The organism is Halorubrum sp. CGM4_25_10-8A, assembly GCF_005435025.1.
In the GTDB taxonomy this organism is placed as follows: Archaea; Halobacteriota; Halobacteria; order Halobacteriales; family Haloferacaceae; genus Halorubrum; species Halorubrum ezzemoulense.
In genome coordinates, this window is sequence record NZ_SGTX01000004.1 from 119,963 (window position 1) to 136,284 (window position 16,322).

Below are 16,322 nucleotides of genomic sequence, written 5' to 3' on the forward strand. Positions count from 1 at the left end.
AGGTATGCCAGGCGGACACGCGCAGACCCTGCGACCGTTCATGTGGCGCGCCGAGCGACTGTACCCCGACACCGAGATCGTCTCGCGGACGCACGAGGGGCGGACGCGGCACACGTATGCCGAGTACGCCGACCGGACGGCCCGGCTCGCGAACGCCTTAGACGACCACGGGATCGAGCGCGGCGACCGCGTCGCGACGTTCTGTTGGAACCACACGCGGCACTTCGAGACGTACTTCGGCGTCCCGAACACGGGCGCGCAGCTCCACACGATCAACCCGCTGCTGCCCGACGAGCACATCCGGTACATCGTCGACGACGCCCAAGACGAGATCATCTTCGTCGACCCGTCGCTCGCCGAGAAGATCGCGGGCGCCGCGGAGGGGGCGGAAGAGTTCGACGGCGTCGACTTCGTCGCGATGGGCTCGGAGGGCATCGACGCGCTCGACGCGCCCGCCTACGAGGAGTTCATCGCGGACCACTCGACCGAGTACGACTGGCCGGACCTCGACGGCGACCAGCCCGCCGGCCTCTGTTACACCTCCGGCACGACGGGGAAGCCGAAGGGGGTCGAGTACACCCACTCGATGCTATGGAGCCACACGATGGCCTCCCAGACCCCGCAGGGGATCCCGATGGAGGACTCCGACGTGGTGATGCCTGTCGTTCCCATGTTCCACGTCAACGCGTGGGGGATGCCGTTCACCGCCGCCGCCGCGGGCGCGAAGCACGTCTACCCCGGTCCCTCGCCGGACCCCGCGGACCTCGCGGCGCTGATCGAAGAGGAGGGCGTGACCATCTCCGCGGGCGTGCCGACGGTGTGGCTCGGCCTCCGCGAGTACATCGAGGGGGGTAACGAGGTAGACCTCTCGACGCTCGACACCGTGATCATCGGCGGCGCGGCCGCGCCGAAGGCACTGGTCGAGTGGTACGACGAGCGCGACGTGGAGGTGCTCCACGCGTGGGGGATGACGGAGCTGTCGCCGATCGGCACCGTCTCGCATCTCAAAGATGACCTTCGCGACGCCGAGTACGAGACGCAGGTGAACAAGCGCTCGAAGCAGGGGCTCGTCGCTCCCGGCCTGGAGTTCGAGGTCATCGACGAGGACGGCGAGGAGATCCCGTGGGACGGCGAGGCGTTCGGTGAGCTCCGGATCCGCGGCCCGTGGGTCACGAAGGAGTACTTCAAGCGCCCCGAGGCGAACGAGGAGGAGTTCGTCGACGGCTGGCTGAAGACCGGCGACGTGGTCACCGTCGACGAGGACGGCTACATGCAGCTCGTCGACCGGACGAAGGACGTGATCAAGTCCGGCGGCGAGTGGATCTCCAGCGTCGAGTTGGAGAACGCGATCATGGCCTACGACGGCGTCAGCGAGGCGGCCGTCGTCGGCGTGCCCCACGAGCGCTGGCAGGAGCGCCCCGTGGCGTTCATCGTCGTGGCCGAGGGCGTCGACCGCGACGAGCTCGTCGAGCGGATCGAGACCGGGCTCCGCGAGGAGTACCCCAAGTGGTGGGTCCCGGACGCGGTGGAGTTCATCGACGAGGTTCCCAAGACCGCCACCGGGAAGTTCTCGAAGAAGGACCTCCGGGAGCAGTACGGCGACCAGTCGCTCGTCGAGGGGGCCGTCCCGGAAGACGACGCGCCCGAGCAGGAGTAGTCGAGCCGAGCGGGTAGCCGGTCGCTCGGCGGGCTTTCAGTCGTCGCGGTCGCCGACGACCCACTTGTGCGAGTAGCTCTCGCCGCAGGTACAGTGAGCGTACGCGTGGACCACGTCGCCCTCGGCGTAGAGGCCGCCGACCTCCTCGTTTTGCGCCTCGGCGAACGCGAAGATGAACTGGATGTCGTGGTCGGCTTCGGGATCCTCGCTCGCGTCGTCCGCGTCCGGGCCGTCCGCGAACGGACACGCGCCGTCGTCGAGCGAGCGCGCGATCTCGCCCTCCGCGGCCATCGCCGTCTTCGCGAACTCCATCGCGCCCATGCCCGTGCCGGCCTGGAACGCCGACCGCCCGGTCTCGCCGTCGAGGATCAGCCGCACGCCGCCGGCGGTCTCGGTGCCGACCTCGCGCAGCCGGGAGTCGTCGTCGAGGTACGCGTCGCTCAGGTAGAAGACCACGTCGTCGAGCCGCTCGCCCGCGAGGAACTCGTCGAGGTTGCTCATGCCGCCCGGAGGCGCGTGAGCGGTAAAAGGTGTGCGTGTCGCCTCGAGCGGAACCGGCTCCGGTCGCGGGCGATCGCGGAGCGGCGATCCGCCGAGCATATAATAGATCGTGTGGAATCGGGGTAACTGTTAATACGCACCACGGAGATCCGTCGCGTAATGAGCACGCAGAACAGATCCGACGACCGGCTCGCGGAGTGGGCGCAGCTGGTCGACGAGGACGTTCCGGAGGAGCTCCGAGAGGAGCGTTCCGTCGACGGATAACTTTCACCCCGCTTCGCGAAGGCTTTAGGCCGACGGCGGCGAAGCACCGCCGATGGCGACCGAGGCCGCCGGGATCGACAGACCCCTGCTCGTCGACGACTTCCTCCAGCGGCGCCGCTACCAGCTCCAGTTGGCGGACGCCGCCGCCGACAAACACACGCTGGTCTGTCTCCCGACCGGCCTCGGCAAGACGACGGTCAGCCTGCTCGTCACCGTCGAGCGCCTCCACGAGGCGGGCGGGAAGGCGCTCTTCTTGGCCCCCACGAAGCCCCTCGTCCAGCAGCACGCGGACTTCTACCGCGAGGCGCTTGAGATTCCGGACGACGAGATCGTCGTGTTCACCGGCGACGTGAAGCCCGACGACCGCGCCGCGCTCTGGGACGACGCGCGCATCGCGATCGCGACGCCGCAGGTCGTCGAGAACGACCTCGTCGGTAACCGGATCTCGCTGCGCGACGTGACCCACCTCACCTTCGACGAGTGCCACCGCGCGACCGGCGACTACGCGTACGTCTACATCGCGGAGCGGTACCACGCCGACGCAGCCGACCCCCTCGTCACCGGGATGTCGGCCTCGCCGGGCGGCGACACCGAGGAGATCGAGACGGTCTGCGAGAACCTCGGGCTCGTCAACGTCGAGGTGATGACCGAGGAGGACGCCGACGTCGACGAGTACACTCACGACACCGATGTCGGGTGGGAGCAAGTCACCTTGCCGGACGAGGTGCTCGCGATCCGGGACGCGCTCAACGAGGTGATCACGGACCGGCTGGAGAAGCTGAAACAGCTCGGCGTGACGAACACGACGAACCCCGACCTCTCGCAGAAGGACCTCAACAAGATGCGGGGGCAGCTGAAACAGATGATGGACAACGACCAGTCGGAGGGGTACAAGGGGATGTCCACCCACGCCGAGGTGATGAAGCTCCGGCGCGCGACCGAGCTTGTCGAGACGCAGTCCGTCGAGTCCGTGCGTCGCTACTTCGAGCGCCAGCGCGAGGCCGCCCGGTCGTCGGGCGCGTCGAAGGCCAGCCAGCGCATGGTCGCGGACCCCAAAGTGAGAGAAGCGATGCGGAAGGCGGAGTCGTTCGACGGGCTCCACCCGAAGTTCTCGAAGGCCCGCATCCTGCTGGCGGAGACGCTCGGGATCAACGAGGGCGAGCGCGCCATCCTGTTCACCGAGTCCCGCGACACCGCCGAGGCGCTCGTGGAGTTCCTCTCCGCCAGCTTCGACGTGCGCAAGTTCGTCGGACAGGGCGACAAGGACGGCTCCGACGGGATGAGCCAGAAACAGCAACAAGAGACGCTCGACGAATTCAAGACGGGCAAGTTCGAGGTGCTCGTCTCCACCTCGGTCGCGGAGGAGGGCCTCGACGTGCCCGAGGTCGACCTCGTCTGCTTCTACGAGCCCGTCCCCACTGCGATCCGCTCGATCCAGCGCAAGGGGCGGACGGGCCGGCAGGCCGAGGGAAAGGTCGTCGTCCTGATGGCCGAGGACACCCGCGACGAGGCGTTCTTCTGGATCTCACGGCGCCGAGAAAAGAAGATGGCCAGCCAGCTCGCCGAGCTGAAGGAGGCCACCGACGACATCGAGGAGTCAGTCGGCGACGAGGGACAGGCCGGCCTCGACGCGTTCGCCGGCGGGTCCGCGAGCGAGGGCGACTCTGGCGAAGGCGGCTCGGGCGATGACCAGGGTGAGGCTGAGGGCGAAGTCGATGGTGACGATGAAGGCGAGATCGGCGGTGACGACGAGGGCGACGCCGGTCTCACCGACTTCGCTGCGGAAGCGCGGGAGGGAGAAGACGACGTGGACGACGTGGAGGCCGAGGCTGGCGGAGAGACGGAGGTCGAGGGAGAGACGGACGCAGGCGACGACGGCGTCGTCGCCACCGCCGGCGTCGACGAGGGCGTCGAGGTTGTCGTCGACCAGCGCGAGCTCGACTCCTCGATCGCGAAGGACCTCTCGACGCGCGACGGCCTCGTCACCCGGCTGGAGACGCTCGCGGTCGGCGACTACGTCCTCTCGGACCGCGTCGCGGTCGAGCGCAAGTCGGCGGCCGACTTCGTCGACTCGATGCTCGATTCCGACCGGTCGATGTTCGAGCAGGTGGGCGAGCTCTCGCGGGCGTACGCTCGCCCCGTCATGGTCGTCGAAGGGACGAACCTCTACGGCCAGCGCGATATCGACCCGAACGCGATCCGCGGCGCGCTCGCGTCGCTCGCGGTCGACTTCGACGTGAGCGTCCTCCGCACCGAGGGCGAGGAGGACACCACCGAGCTGCTCGCGACGATCGCCAAGCGGGAGCAGGAGACGCGCGACCGCGAGGTGAGCGTCCACGGCGAGAAGACGACGAAGACCCGCGCGGAACAGCAGGAGTACGTCGTCTCCTCGATCGCCGACATCGGGCCCGTGACGGCGCGGACGCTGCTGGAACACTTCGGCACCGTCGAGGCCGTGATGACCGCGCCCGAAGACGACTTACTGGACGTCGACGGCGTCGGCCCGGTGACCGCGGAGCGCATCCGCGAGGTCGTCGGGACCGAGTACGAGTGAGGCCGGACCGGCCGCGGAGTTAGTCGAACCCGCTCACCAGCGTCACCACCCACTGCCCGAGGTCGTACTCCGACCGGACCTCCACGCGCGTCACCCATTTCACCCACTGGAAACCCCGGCGGTCGGGCGCGACCAGTCGGGCGGGCGCGCCGTGGCCGTGGCTCAGCCGCTCTCCGCCCACGTGCGTCGCGAGCAGCGCGTCCTCGGCCTCGTCGAGGGGGAGACTCCAGCGGTAGCCCGTCACGGACGTAAACCGGACGTGGGCCGCGTCGCCGTCGATATCTCCGGCCGCGTCGAGCAGGTCGCCGACGCGGATCCCGCCCCACTCCTGGACCGTGTACCACCCGCTCGTACAGTCGAGCAGGGCCTCGGTCTCGTGGCCCGCGGCGAGGTCCGCGGCCGTCAGTTCGACGGGGTCGCTCACGAGGCCGTCGACCGCCAGCCGGTACGCGTCCCGGTCGATCGGGTCGGGGTCGTCGGCGACCCACGAGGTGATCGGGAAGGCGCCGTTTCCGTCGCCCTCGCGGGGCTGCGAGCCGGTGAACCGCCGGTCTGCTCCGGCCGTGTCGAGCGCGTCGTTGATCCCCTGCTGGAGGCGGTAGGTCGTGCCGCCGGCCGCGAGCAGCGCGAAGTAGCGGACCGCGGTCCGCCGCCGCTCGAAGTCGACGCGCCGAGGCGGGCGGAACCGGGTGGAGGCGTGCGCGGCCACGAGCGGGACGAGCGCGAGCCCGAACCCGACGTGAACGGACAGGAGGGTCCAGTAGGAGAGACGCACGTCGAGGCCGAACACCCACGCGACGCCGGTCCCGATGGCACCGACCGCGGCGACGAGCGTCAGGACGGAGAGCGCGGTCGACCGTTGCCAGAGGGTCGGGTCAGTGAGCCGGCGGCGGACCCGCGCGAGCTTCCACGCGAGCAGCGCGACGATGCCGACGCCGAGCGCGCGGTGGAGCCAGAAGAGGGGCCACCCCTCGGGGACGCCGACGGTGAACGAGACCAGCCCGGTGACCGCCTCGGCGACGACGAACGCGAACAGCGACCAGTCGACCGCGCGCGGCGGCGGCTCCAGGCGGTCGAGCGCGGTCCGGAGTCGGTCCCTCGCGGCCATCTACGCGTGATACGTGCTAGCGGGTCAAAAGGGTACAGCCCGCGGACGGTCGCCGCGCCAGCTACAGCTCGTACACTTCGCCGTCGACCGCCAGCGGCTCCTCGAACGCCTCGTCGGCGGGGTAGAAGTGCGCGAGGTGGACGAGCCGCGTCCGGTCGGCGTCGAGGTCGTCCGCGAGCGCGAGCGCGCCCTCCCGGGTCATGTGCTTCGTGCCGAACGTCCGCGGGACGCCGTCCGGCCCCTCGTGGCGCCCGCCGATCGGGTGGTGTTCACAGAGCGAGGCGGGGACGATGGCGTCGGCGAGCAGCAGGTCCGCGCCGGCGAGCGCCTCGCGGGAGGCCTCGGGGACGTCGTAGCTGGTGTCGCCGGTGAGCGAGAGCGTCGCGCCTGTCTCCGGATCCTCGATCACGACGCCGTAACAAACGAGCGGCGGGTGGTCGACCGGGACGAACCGGACCTCGAACCCGCAGGTCTCGAACGGCTCGAACGGCTCGCGGGCGTGGACGCCAATCCGGTCCTCGAGGTAGTCGTACTTGTCGCGGATCGTCTCGGCGACGCTCTGATCCGTCGCGGGGTCGGTCTCGTTCGGCGCGTGGACCGGGAGCCCGTCGACGAGCCGGTAGACGTTGCCGAGCCCGTCGAGGTGGTCGAAGTGGATGTGCGTCACGAGCCCGGCGTCAGGGAGGGGGACGTCGGCCGCGAGGAACTGCTGTCTGAAGTCGGGACTGAAGTCGACGAGCAGCGACTCGCCGGTGCGCTCGTTGGCGATGTGGACGGAGAAGCGCGACCGCGACACCCCGCGCTCGCGGGCCCGTTCGCAGGTGTCGCAGTCGCAGCCGACGGTCGGCGTCCCCGTCGTGTCGCCCGTCCCGAGGAGGGTGACCCGCATGGGACGCTCTCGGCGGGCCACGGCCTTAGCGTCCGCGGTCGGGGCGCGGCAGAAGTCGGGGCGGGAGCGACCGCACGGCGGCCGAACCGCACGGCGGCCGAAGCGCACGGCGACCGAACCGCACGGCGGCCGAAGCGCACGGCGACCGAACCCCCGAGGTATAACCCCGATCCGCCCCGATCCGGACCATGCACACCAGCCGAGAACTGACGCTCGCGCGGCTCCCCTCGGGCGTGCCGATCCGGACGACCGTCCACGCGTACGGCGAGGGCGAACTCGTCGACGGCGACGACAGCCCCGAACTCGACGCGCCCGAGGACGCGCCCGTGGTGTACACGCAAGCGGCCCAACACGGCCGGGAGGTGAACGGGACCGCGGTGCTCCGGCGGCTCCACGACCGGCTCGTCGGCGACGGCGCCGAGGGCGCGTCCGGAGCCGAAACCGGGGACGGAGCCGAGCCCACGGCCGCCGGTCTCACCGGCACGCTCGTGACGGTCCCCGTCGCCGACCCGCTCACCTTCGACCGGGTCTCGTACACGACGCCGGAGTCGCTCGACTCGCGCCAGCCGAACATGAACCGATGCTGGCCCGGCGACCCGGAGGGGTCGCTCCACGACCGGATGGCCGCCCGGCTCTGGGCGTTCGCGGGCGAGGCGGACGCGATCGTCGACCTCCACACCGGGTCGCCGTCGATGGCGACCCACGCGGTGTACATGCGCGGCGACGACGCCTGCCGCGGGCTCGCGGAGGCGTTCGGCACCGACCTGCTGCTCGCGGAGGCGGCCGGAGACGACGCGGACACGGAGTGGGACGAGCGCGGGTTCGCCGGGAAGCTCCGGGTCGCGGCCACCCGCGAGGGGATCCCGACGATCACGCCCGAGCTCGCCCACAGCCGGGAGGTCGTCCCGGCGGCGGTCGAGACCGGCGTGGCCGGGATGATCGGCGCGCTGCGACACGAGGGGCTGCTCGACGGCGAGCCCGAGCCGTGGGACGGCGTCGTCGCGCGCAACCACCTCGGGCGGGTGACCGCCGGCGACTCCGGGCTGTTCGTCCCCGAGCCAGACCTCGCCGTCGGGGACCGGGTGACCGAGGGCGACCGCGTCGGCGAGGTGTTCGACCCGACGACGTTCGAGACGCATCAGGTCGCGCGCGCCGACCGCGACGGGATCGCGTACTCGGTCGCCCGCGAGGCAACGGTCACCGCGGGCGCGACGCTCGTCGGCGTCGCGGAGCGGATCGACGTGGAGTGAGAGAGCGGAAACCGACTGCGGCGCGAGGCTACGGCCGCCGGACGCGGATCTGCCCGTCGGCGGCGACCGTGACGAACAGCCGGTTGCGGACCTCGCGGCCGTGGACCGCGTCTCCCGCGCGGTCGCCGATCGCCTTCATCAGCTCCGGGGCGGTCTGGTTCACCTTGACGCCCGCCTCGTCGCAGGCGTCGTACACCCGCTTCGGCGCGTCGTAGAGGTCGGTTCCCGCCTCGATCTCGACGCGGACCGGCGAGGACAGCGCCTCCGCGAACGCGACCGTCTCGCGGGCGCGCTCGACGTTGTCGCGGGCGCTGGCCTCGACGCTGGAGACGTTCGCGCGAGAGGTGCCGAGTCGGCCGGCGATGTCCGACTGTCGGAGCCCGCGCTCGCGGAGCGCTAACACCTCCGCCTGCCGGCGCGTGAGCACGCTCTCGTCGGCGTCGAACCCAGCCCCCTCCAGGATCGAGTCGGCGTCGACATCGACCGGCTCCGGCTGCTCGTCGTCTGCCACCATGTGGTCATCGACGGGCCGGTCGCTCAAAAAACGGCGGTTTCAGACGACGGGCGTCGCGGGAGTCGGGCGGCGGAGAATCGCGCGACGGATCGACGGCGTCCGGACTGTCCGTGGGGCGGGGCTCCCCCGAGACGCCGTCACTTGCCCCAGAAGTTCTCGCGGCTGCCGAGCCGTTCGCGGTCCGGGCGGTCGCGGCGACTGCGACCCTCGTCGTCCTCGCTCTCCTCCTCGTCATTCCCCTCGGCGTCCGCGTCGTCGTCGGACTCCTCGGCGTCCGGGTCGTCGGGGAGGCGCTCGACGACTTCCTGCGCCGTCGCGTGGCTGGACTTCACGCGGTGGATCTTGACCTCGGCGCGCGCCGGGGGGAGGAGCCCGTCAACGAGGACGATGAACCCGTCGTCGGTGCGGCCGACGCCAGCACCGCTCTCGTGGATGTCGTCGACCTCGACGACGACCGCCTCGCCGGGCTGGACCGGCTGCTGTTTCAGCTCGTAGATCGGCATGTCGTAGTGGTTACACCACTCCGCGCCGCCTTTGTTGCCGTAGTGTTGACACCCCATCCCCTGGATCCGTTCGTCGAAGCTGGGGCAGTCGTCGGCGAGTGGACAGTCCGCCATACCGTAGGGGAGACCGGCCGCTGTTGTAAACGTTTTCGACTCTCAGACCGAAGTTCGCGAAAAACGTCGCCTCACGCGGGCGAGCGGCGGCTGTTTTGGTGGGGTCCGACGACCCAGAGCGGCGGCGGCAGCGACGCTTAGCGGCGCGGGCGGCGGCCTCAGAGAAACTCGCGGACCTCGGAGTACCACATGTCGTGGTGGTCGACGGCGTCAAGCGCGTCCGCGACGTCGACCGCGATGGCGTGCCAGCAGCGCTCGTCGGGGTCGTCGGCGTCGAGGTTGTACGTCGCGTCCGCGCAGGTACACTCCCCGTCTTCGACCACGTACTCGTCCTCGTGGCCGACGACGACGGTGAAATCGCGGTACCGCTTCACGCGCCCCTCGCCGACGGCCTCGATCGCGCGCTGGCCGCGGTCGCCGTGGGCCTCGACGAGGGCCGCGGCGATCGGGCCGGTCAGCTCGCCGGCCTCGGCGATCGCCGACCGCCAGTCGTCGACCGGTTCCATACCCCCTCGTTCTCGGGCGTTCGGTTAAACAGCGTCGGTCAGATCGGCCCGACCGACGTCGCGGTCCCCCGCTCCGACTCGGGTGCGGCCCTACGCGGCCGCGTCGAACTCGAACCGCGCGCCGCCGTCGCTCCCCTCCGTCACGGCGACCGTCCAGCCGTGCGCCTCCGCGATGTCGGCCACGATCGAGAGCCCGAAGCCGGTCCCTCCGTCGCTGGACGTGACGCCGTGACGGAGCACCTCGTCGCGTCGATCCGGCGGGATCCCGCTCCCGTCGTCCTCCACGTAGAAGCCCCCGTCACCGTCCAGCCGCCCGACGGTCACCGAGACGGTCGACCCGCCGTGTTCGACCGCGTTCCGAAAGAGGTTCTCGAAGAGCTGCGTCAGGCGCCCCGGATCGCCGGTGACCGTCGGGACGGCGTCCGCGACCGCGAGCGCCGCCTCGTCCGTGTCGACGTACCCCCACGCCTCCATCGTCACGGTCCCGAGGTCCACAGTCTCGGCGTCCTCGACCGCGGCCTCGCCGCGAGCCAGCGCGAGCAGGTCCTCGATGAGCCGCTCGGTCCGGTCGTGCGCCGACTGTACCCGGTCGAAGTGGTCCGGGTCGCCCGTCTCCGCCGCGATTTCGAGGAACCCCTGCGCGACGGTGATCGGGTTCCTGAGGTCGTGGGCGACGACGCTCGCGAACTCGTCGAGCCGCTCGTTCTGTCGCTGGAGCTCCGCCTCACGGCTCGCCCGCGCGAAGGCCGCCTCGACGGTCGCGCCGAGGATCCGGAACAGGTCGACGTCGGTCTCGGAGAACTCGCGGGGCGACGTCGACCCGGTGATCATGACGCCGTACTCGCCCAGCGGGACGATGACCACGCTCTGGATCGGCGTGTCGGGGTCGTATCGGCGGTCCGCGTCGTCGAGGTCGTCGTACACCCGCGTCTCCCCCGACTCGAACGCGTCCCACGCGAGCCCCTCGCCGCGGTCTAACCGAGGCGCCGCTCCGAACAGGTCCGTCGTCGCCGGCGTTTCGCTGATCGGGACGAGCGCGTCCGCCCGCTCGTCGTGCTCCCACGCCGCGGTGATGTCGAGGCCGAGGACGTCGGCCGCGGCGCCGACGGCGACGGAGCCGATCCCCCCGGCGGACTCGGCGCTGCTGAGCCGCTGAGCGGTCTCCTGGAGCGCCCGGAGCCGGCCCTCCAGCTGCTTCTGGTCGGAGATGTCCTCGACGACGGCGAGCGTGCCCGTGACCTCGGCGTCGGGATCCGTTATCGGGGCGATAGACAGGAGGAGATCCAGCTCCGCCCCGGCCCTCGTCTCTAGCCGTACCTCCTCGGCGCGGACCCGCTCGCCGCGGAGCGCCCGCCGCCGGTGCGCGGCGAACTCGTCCCACCGCTCCGCCGAGACGAGCGGGTTCTCCTCGCCGCGCACCTCCTCGTGGGACCAGCCGAACATGGTCTCGGCCTCCTCGTTCCAGCGGACGACGCTCCCGTCGGCGTCGACTTCCATGACGGTGAGCGGGGTCGCCTCGATGAGCGACTCCAGTCGCTGGTTCGTCGCCTCGAGCTCCCGCTCCCGTTCGACCCGCTCGGTCACGTTCCGGGCGATACCCACGAGCCGGACCGTCTCGCCGTCGACGATCACTGGTGCGAGGCTGGTCTCCCAGAAGCGGCCGTCGGCGACGGTCTCGAGCTCCTCGCTGTACGATATCGGCTCGCCCTCCGCGACGCAGCGGGCGTAGTTGGCCGCGAGTTCGGCCCCCTGCTCCTCCCCGAACACCGCCCGCGGCGTCTCGCCCCGGACGTCCGCGGTCGTGAGCCCGGTCTGCGACTCGTAGCCGGGGCTGAGTCGGGCGAACTCGAACGACGGCTCGTCGCCGGCGGCGTCGACGTCAAGCAGGAATATCGCGTCGCCGGACGTCTCCAGCAGCGCCGCGTACTCCTCCGCGAGTGCTTGGTGTTCGCGCCGCTTCGCCTCCCGCTCCGTCACGTCTTGGAACACGCCGCGAAGCGCCGCGTCGCCCCGCCGCGCGTCCTCGACGTACTCCCCCCACGCTCGGACGTCGCGCACCTCGCCGTCCGCCCGCTCGATCCGGAGGTCGAGGTCGTACCCCTCCCCGTCCTCGACCGCGGCCTCGACCGCGTCGGTGATCGTCGCGCGGTCGTCCGGGTGGTAGAACTCGACCGCGTTGTCGATCGACGGCTCGTACCCCGCGTCGACGCCGTGGATCCGGCGCGTCCCGTCCGACCACGTGAGCTCCTCTCGCGACGGGAAGTACTCCCAGACGCCGATGTCCGCGATGTCCTGAACGCGGTCGAAGAGGAACTCCTGTCGCTCCAGTTCGGCGCGGTCTCGCGCCCGGGAGAGCTCGGCGCTCACGAGCTCGGCCAACAGCTCGACGAACGTCCGTTCGAGCGCCCCGAACGGGGCAACCCGCGTCGTCGGGCTCGAGAAGTTGACCGTCCCGTAGCGGGCGTCGTCGACGACGAGCGGCACGCCGATGTACGACTCGAGTTCGAGGTCGCGGTACGCGGGATGCGTCTCCTTCCCGTCGCTGACCGCGTCGGCGAACGAGCAGACGGAGTCGGTCTCGACGACTTCCGCGCAGTACGTCGTTTCGAGGTCGAACCGATCGCCGGCCTCGAGGTCGGCGTCCGGCGCGTGAACCGCTTCGACCGTGTAGTCGTCGTCGCGGATCCGCGAGACGATGCCGATCTCGAGCCCGAGCGTCCGGCAGCCGACACGGAGGAGGTCCCGGAGGCGAGCCGTGGCCGAGATGTCGTTTTTCCCCATGACGGTCTGGAGCTCTCGGAGCGCGTCTCGCTCCCGTTCCAGCTGGCGTTTCGCCCCGCTCTGTTCGGTCACGTCGCGGGCGACGACGAGCACCTGGTTGGTCGATCGGCGCTGGAACGGCGTCAGTCGAATGTCGAACGTCCGCTGGCCGCCTCCGACGGCGACGTCCATCTGGAGGTCTGCGTCGTAGAACCCGGAGGTCCCGCCGTCGCTCTCCATCTCGTCGAGCGTCAGGTCGACGGTCTCGGAGAACGCGCGAGCGTCCGACTCGCCGACGCGGTCGCCGACGAGGTCGGAGAGCCGCTCCCCCGTGAGGTCCGCCGACCGATCGTCCGACAGCAGTCGGCCCGCGGCCGCGTTCGCGAAGACGACGGACCGGTCCTCGTCGACGACCGTCACCGCGTCGTGGACGTTCTCCAGTACCGCTTCGCTACGCTCCAGCTCCAGTTCGCGTTCCCGGTCGTCAGTGATCTCCCGCGAGAAGACGGTGAGCCCATCCTCGTCCGGGAACGCCCGCACCTCGACCCAGTAGTCGAACGGCTCGCCGAGCCGCTGCTCGAACGACGCCGGTTCGCCGGTGGCCATCGCCGTGCGATACCGCTCTTCGAGCTCCGTCCCCACTATCGACGGGAACGCCTCCCAGATCGTGTTCCCGACGATGCGCTCCGGGTCGCGGTCGACCCGCTCGGCCATCGTGTCGTTCATGTACTCCACCCGCCAGTCGTCGTCGACCGCGTAGATCGCGTCGGTGGCGCGTTCGAGCGTCCGCTGGAAGCGGTCCGACAACCGCTCGGCGGCCGCCTGCTTGCGCGCCGCGTCGACGAGCGTCCGGATCCGCCCGGCGAGCAGTTCGAAGCTGTCCTGGGTCCCGTGGATCGGGATGTAGTCCGACACGCCGGCCTGGGTCGCCTCGCTGGCGATCCGTTCGCTGCCCCTCCCGGTGAAGAGGACCGTCGGCAGGTCGGGGCGCTCGGTCTCGACTCGCGAGACGAGGTCGATCCCGGTCCCCTCCGGCAGCGAGTACGAGGTGACGAGGCAGTCGGCGGAGCCCTCGATCGCCCGATCGAGGGCGGCCCGCGCGTCGCCGACGGTCGTCACCGTGACTCGCGGGGCGATCCGTTCGAGTTTCGCCCGGGCGAGTTCGGCGAAGTCGGCGTCGCCGTTCACGTACAGCACGTGAATCCGCTCCGGGTGTTCGTCGCTCGGGTGTTCCATTACGGACTCTCGGCGACGCGGTCGTATCAATCATTCCCGCCGATTATTTCCAGTGATAGAGCCACCAAGAGTGCCGTGAGAGACGGGTTCGTCACCGAGGAAACGCGCGAAGCGACTCGCGGGGACGGGAGTCCGACTACTCCAACACGATCAGCACGTCGCCCATGTCGACGCTGTCGCCCTCCGCGACGTGGACCCCCGCGACGGTGCCGCCGCGCTCGGCGACCACGTCGTTCTCCATCTTCATCGCCTCGAGGACGCAGACCACGTCGCCGGCGGCGACCTCGTCGCCCTCCGCGACGTCGACCGAGAGGATCGTCCCCTGCATCTCCGCGTCGATCGCCTCGCCGCCCTCCGCGACGTCGACGTCGCCCTCGTCGCCGCCGTCGTCGGATTTCGCTTGCGGCGGGCGTTGCTGGCCGCTCCCACCGCTCCCACCGCCCTCCGGGACCGGGATCGCGGGCGCGCCGCGCTCCTCTAACTCGACGTCGAAGCGCTTGCCGTTCACCTCGACGGTGAATTCGCGTTCGGTCACCTCCTCGTCGTCGTCCGCGGCGCCGACCGTCTCGGAGCCCCAGCGCTCCTGCGCCTCGGCGACCAGCTCCCGGTCGAGATCCTCGTCGAGGTACTTCGTCGTGTGCGTCCCGTCGACGAAGCGCTCGTCGTCGAGCATGAGCCGGTGGAACGGGACGATGGTGACGACGCCGTCGATGTCGTACTCCGCGAGCGCGCGCTTCGAGCGGGTGAGACAGGTCTCGCGGTCGCCGGCCCGTACGATCAGCTTCGCGATCATCGAGTCGTAGTCCGTGACGAGCTCGTCGCCCTGCCGGAGCGCGTCGTCGACGCGGACGCCGATCCCGCCCGGCGGGTCGTACGTGTCCAGCGACCCCTCGTTGGCGGGCTGGAAGTCGTCCGCGGCGTTCTCGGCGTTGATCCGGAACTCGATCGCGTGGCCCTCCAGCTCGACGTCGTCCTGCGAGACGGAGAGCCCCTCGCCGCTGGCGACCCGGAGCTGCTCTTTGACGATGTCGATCCCGGTCAGCTCCTCGGTGACGGTGTGTTCGACCTGAATCCGAGTGTTGACCTCGAGGAAGTAGAATGGGGTGTCGGGCCCGAGCGGCTCCGACGGGTCGCGGTCGGGGTCCTCCTCGACGAGGAACTCGACGGTGCCGGCGTTGGTGTAGTCGGCGGCGGCGACGCCCCGGCGGGCGGCCTCGCCGATCTTCTCGCGCAGCTCGTCGGAGAGCGCGGGGGAGGGCCCCTCCTCGATCACCTTCTGGTGGCGGCGCTGGAGCGAGCAGTCGCGCTCGCCGAGGTGGACCACGTCGGACGTGTCGGCGGGGCCCTCGCCGTCGTCGCCCTCGTCGGCGACGATCTGGACCTCGACGTGGCGGGGGGTCTGGAGGTAGCGTTCGAGGTACACCGAGTCGTTCGAGAAGTACGCCTCGCCCTCGCGTTTGGCGGATTCGAGCGCCTCCTCGGCCTCGTCGGCGCTCTCGACGACCTTCATCCCGCGGCCGCCGCCGCCGCCCTCCGCTTTGATCGCGACGGGGTAGCCGTACTCGTCGCCGAACGCCGTGACGGCCTCCACGTCGGTGACTGGCTCCGTCGTCCCGGGGACGATCGGCACGTCCGCGTCGTCCATCACGCGGCGCGCGTGCGTCTTCTCGCCGAGCCGCTCCATCGCGTCGCTCGCGGGACCGATCCACGTGATCCCGTCGGCGGCCTCGACGCGGGCGGCGAACTCGGCGTTCTCAGCGAGGAAGCCGTATCCGGGGTGGATCGCGTCGGCGCTGGCGGACCGCGCCGCGTCGACGACCGCCTCGCCGTCGAGGTACGAGTCGGCCGCGCGGGCGGGCCCGACGTTGTACGCCTCGTCCGCGTACCGGACGTGGCCGCCGTGCTTGTCGGCGTCGCTGTAGACGGCGACGGTGTCGACGCCGAGCTCTTCACAGGCGCGCATCACGCGGACCGCGATCTCGCCGCGGTTCGCCACGAGAACCTTATCGAACATTCCTGTCGGTTCTTCCACGAACTGCTACCAAACTCTGTCGGTCCGTGCCGAGGCGGTTAAGGGGGCGGCGGGCGCCACGGTGAGGTATGCTTGACGCCGGGAACCCATACATGCTGCCGTCGGTCCTCGTCGGCGCCGCCGTCTACCTCGGACTCACGGTAGCGACCGACGCGTCGCTGTTGGTCCGAGTCGGCGCGCTCCTCGCCTTGGTGGTCGTCGTTCCGATGGTCCTCAACCGGCTGTTCGGAGACCGGGGTGGGGCGCCGACCTCCGGCGGCGACGAGCTCGGAGAGGAGTGACCGACCGCGAGAGAGACTACCACAGGTATATATGTCAGTGGACCGATCTACGAACGCGCCCTGAGTCAGGGCCGGGTCGACGGCGTGACGGGTCGACGGCGCGCCGTCGGGGGAATGTACGCGGCCGGACGCCACCGCGTCCGGCGACGCTAT

At 70.5% G+C, this 16,322-nt stretch carries 12 protein-coding genes; 4 read left to right on the forward strand and 8 right to left on the reverse strand.

What is annotated here, in order from left to right:
- The first annotated feature begins 4 nt into the window (after positions 1–4).
- On the forward strand, positions 5–1,657 hold the full coding sequence (locus EXE52_RS06525; protein ID WP_089308432.1) for a long-chain fatty acid--CoA ligase: 1,653 nt from the start codon (positions 5–7) through the stop codon (positions 1,655–1,657).
- A 36-nt stretch (positions 1,658–1,693) separates the two neighbouring features.
- Here the strand turns inward: EXE52_RS06525 and EXE52_RS06530 are convergent, their stop codons facing one another.
- A complete protein-coding gene (locus EXE52_RS06530; RefSeq protein ID WP_049932670.1) occupies positions 1,694–2,158 on the reverse strand; it encodes a DUF5807 family protein in 465 nt (154 codons plus the stop codon).
- A 316-nt stretch (positions 2,159–2,474) separates the two neighbouring features.
- Between EXE52_RS06530 and EXE52_RS06535 the strand changes: the two genes are divergently transcribed.
- A complete protein-coding gene (locus tag EXE52_RS06535) occupies positions 2,475–4,976 on the forward strand; it encodes a DEAD/DEAH box helicase (RefSeq protein WP_049932671.1) in 2,502 nt (833 codons plus the stop codon).
- A gap of 19 nt (positions 4,977–4,995) precedes the next feature.
- Here EXE52_RS06535 and EXE52_RS06540 read toward each other — a convergent pair whose 3' ends face one another.
- Positions 4,996–6,084 carry a molybdopterin-dependent oxidoreductase gene (locus EXE52_RS06540; protein WP_137703567.1) on the reverse strand — a complete coding sequence of 363 codons (1,089 nt, stop codon included), beginning with the start codon at positions 6,082–6,084 and terminating at the stop codon, positions 4,996–4,998.
- 61 nt (positions 6,085–6,145) lie between these two features.
- Complete coding sequence (locus EXE52_RS06545) at positions 6,146–6,973, reverse strand: MBL fold metallo-hydrolase (protein WP_089308435.1); 828 nt, start codon at positions 6,971–6,973, stop codon at positions 6,146–6,148.
- A gap of 188 nt (positions 6,974–7,161) precedes the next feature.
- Here EXE52_RS06545 and EXE52_RS06550 point away from each other — a divergent pair, with 188 nt between their 5' ends.
- Positions 7,162–8,223, forward strand: a complete 1,062-nt coding sequence (locus tag EXE52_RS06550; protein WP_137703568.1) for a succinylglutamate desuccinylase/aspartoacylase family protein — start codon at positions 7,162–7,164, stop codon at positions 8,221–8,223.
- Between the two features lie 28 nt (positions 8,224–8,251).
- Here EXE52_RS06550 and EXE52_RS06555 read toward each other — a convergent pair whose 3' ends face one another.
- From EXE52_RS06555 to EXE52_RS06575, 5 genes are all read right to left on the reverse strand, one after another.
- A complete protein-coding gene (locus EXE52_RS06555; protein ID WP_049932678.1) occupies positions 8,252–8,737 on the reverse strand; it encodes a Tfx family DNA-binding protein in 486 nt (161 codons plus the stop codon).
- Positions 8,738–8,874: 137 nt separating this feature from the next.
- Entirely contained in the window at positions 8,875–9,354 is a 480-nt protein-coding gene (locus EXE52_RS06560) for a TRAM domain-containing protein (protein ID WP_049932679.1), read from the reverse strand.
- A 158-nt stretch (positions 9,355–9,512) separates the two neighbouring features.
- Positions 9,513–9,860, reverse strand: coding sequence for a hypothetical protein (locus EXE52_RS06565; RefSeq protein WP_049932681.1), 348 nt, complete (start codon positions 9,858–9,860; stop codon positions 9,513–9,515).
- A gap of 90 nt (positions 9,861–9,950) precedes the next feature.
- A complete protein-coding gene (locus EXE52_RS06570) occupies positions 9,951–13,856 on the reverse strand; it encodes a PAS domain-containing protein (protein WP_137703569.1) in 3,906 nt (1,301 codons plus the stop codon).
- Between the two features lie 136 nt (positions 13,857–13,992).
- A complete protein-coding gene (locus tag EXE52_RS06575; protein WP_137703570.1) occupies positions 13,993–15,870 on the reverse strand; it encodes a biotin carboxylase N-terminal domain-containing protein in 1,878 nt (625 codons plus the stop codon).
- 86 nt (positions 15,871–15,956) lie between these two features.
- Here EXE52_RS06575 and EXE52_RS06580 point away from each other — a divergent pair, with 86 nt between their 5' ends.
- Complete coding sequence (locus EXE52_RS06580) at positions 15,957–16,169, forward strand: hypothetical protein (protein ID WP_089308439.1); 213 nt, start codon at positions 15,957–15,959, stop codon at positions 16,167–16,169.
- Positions 16,170–16,322 lie beyond the last annotated feature (153 nt).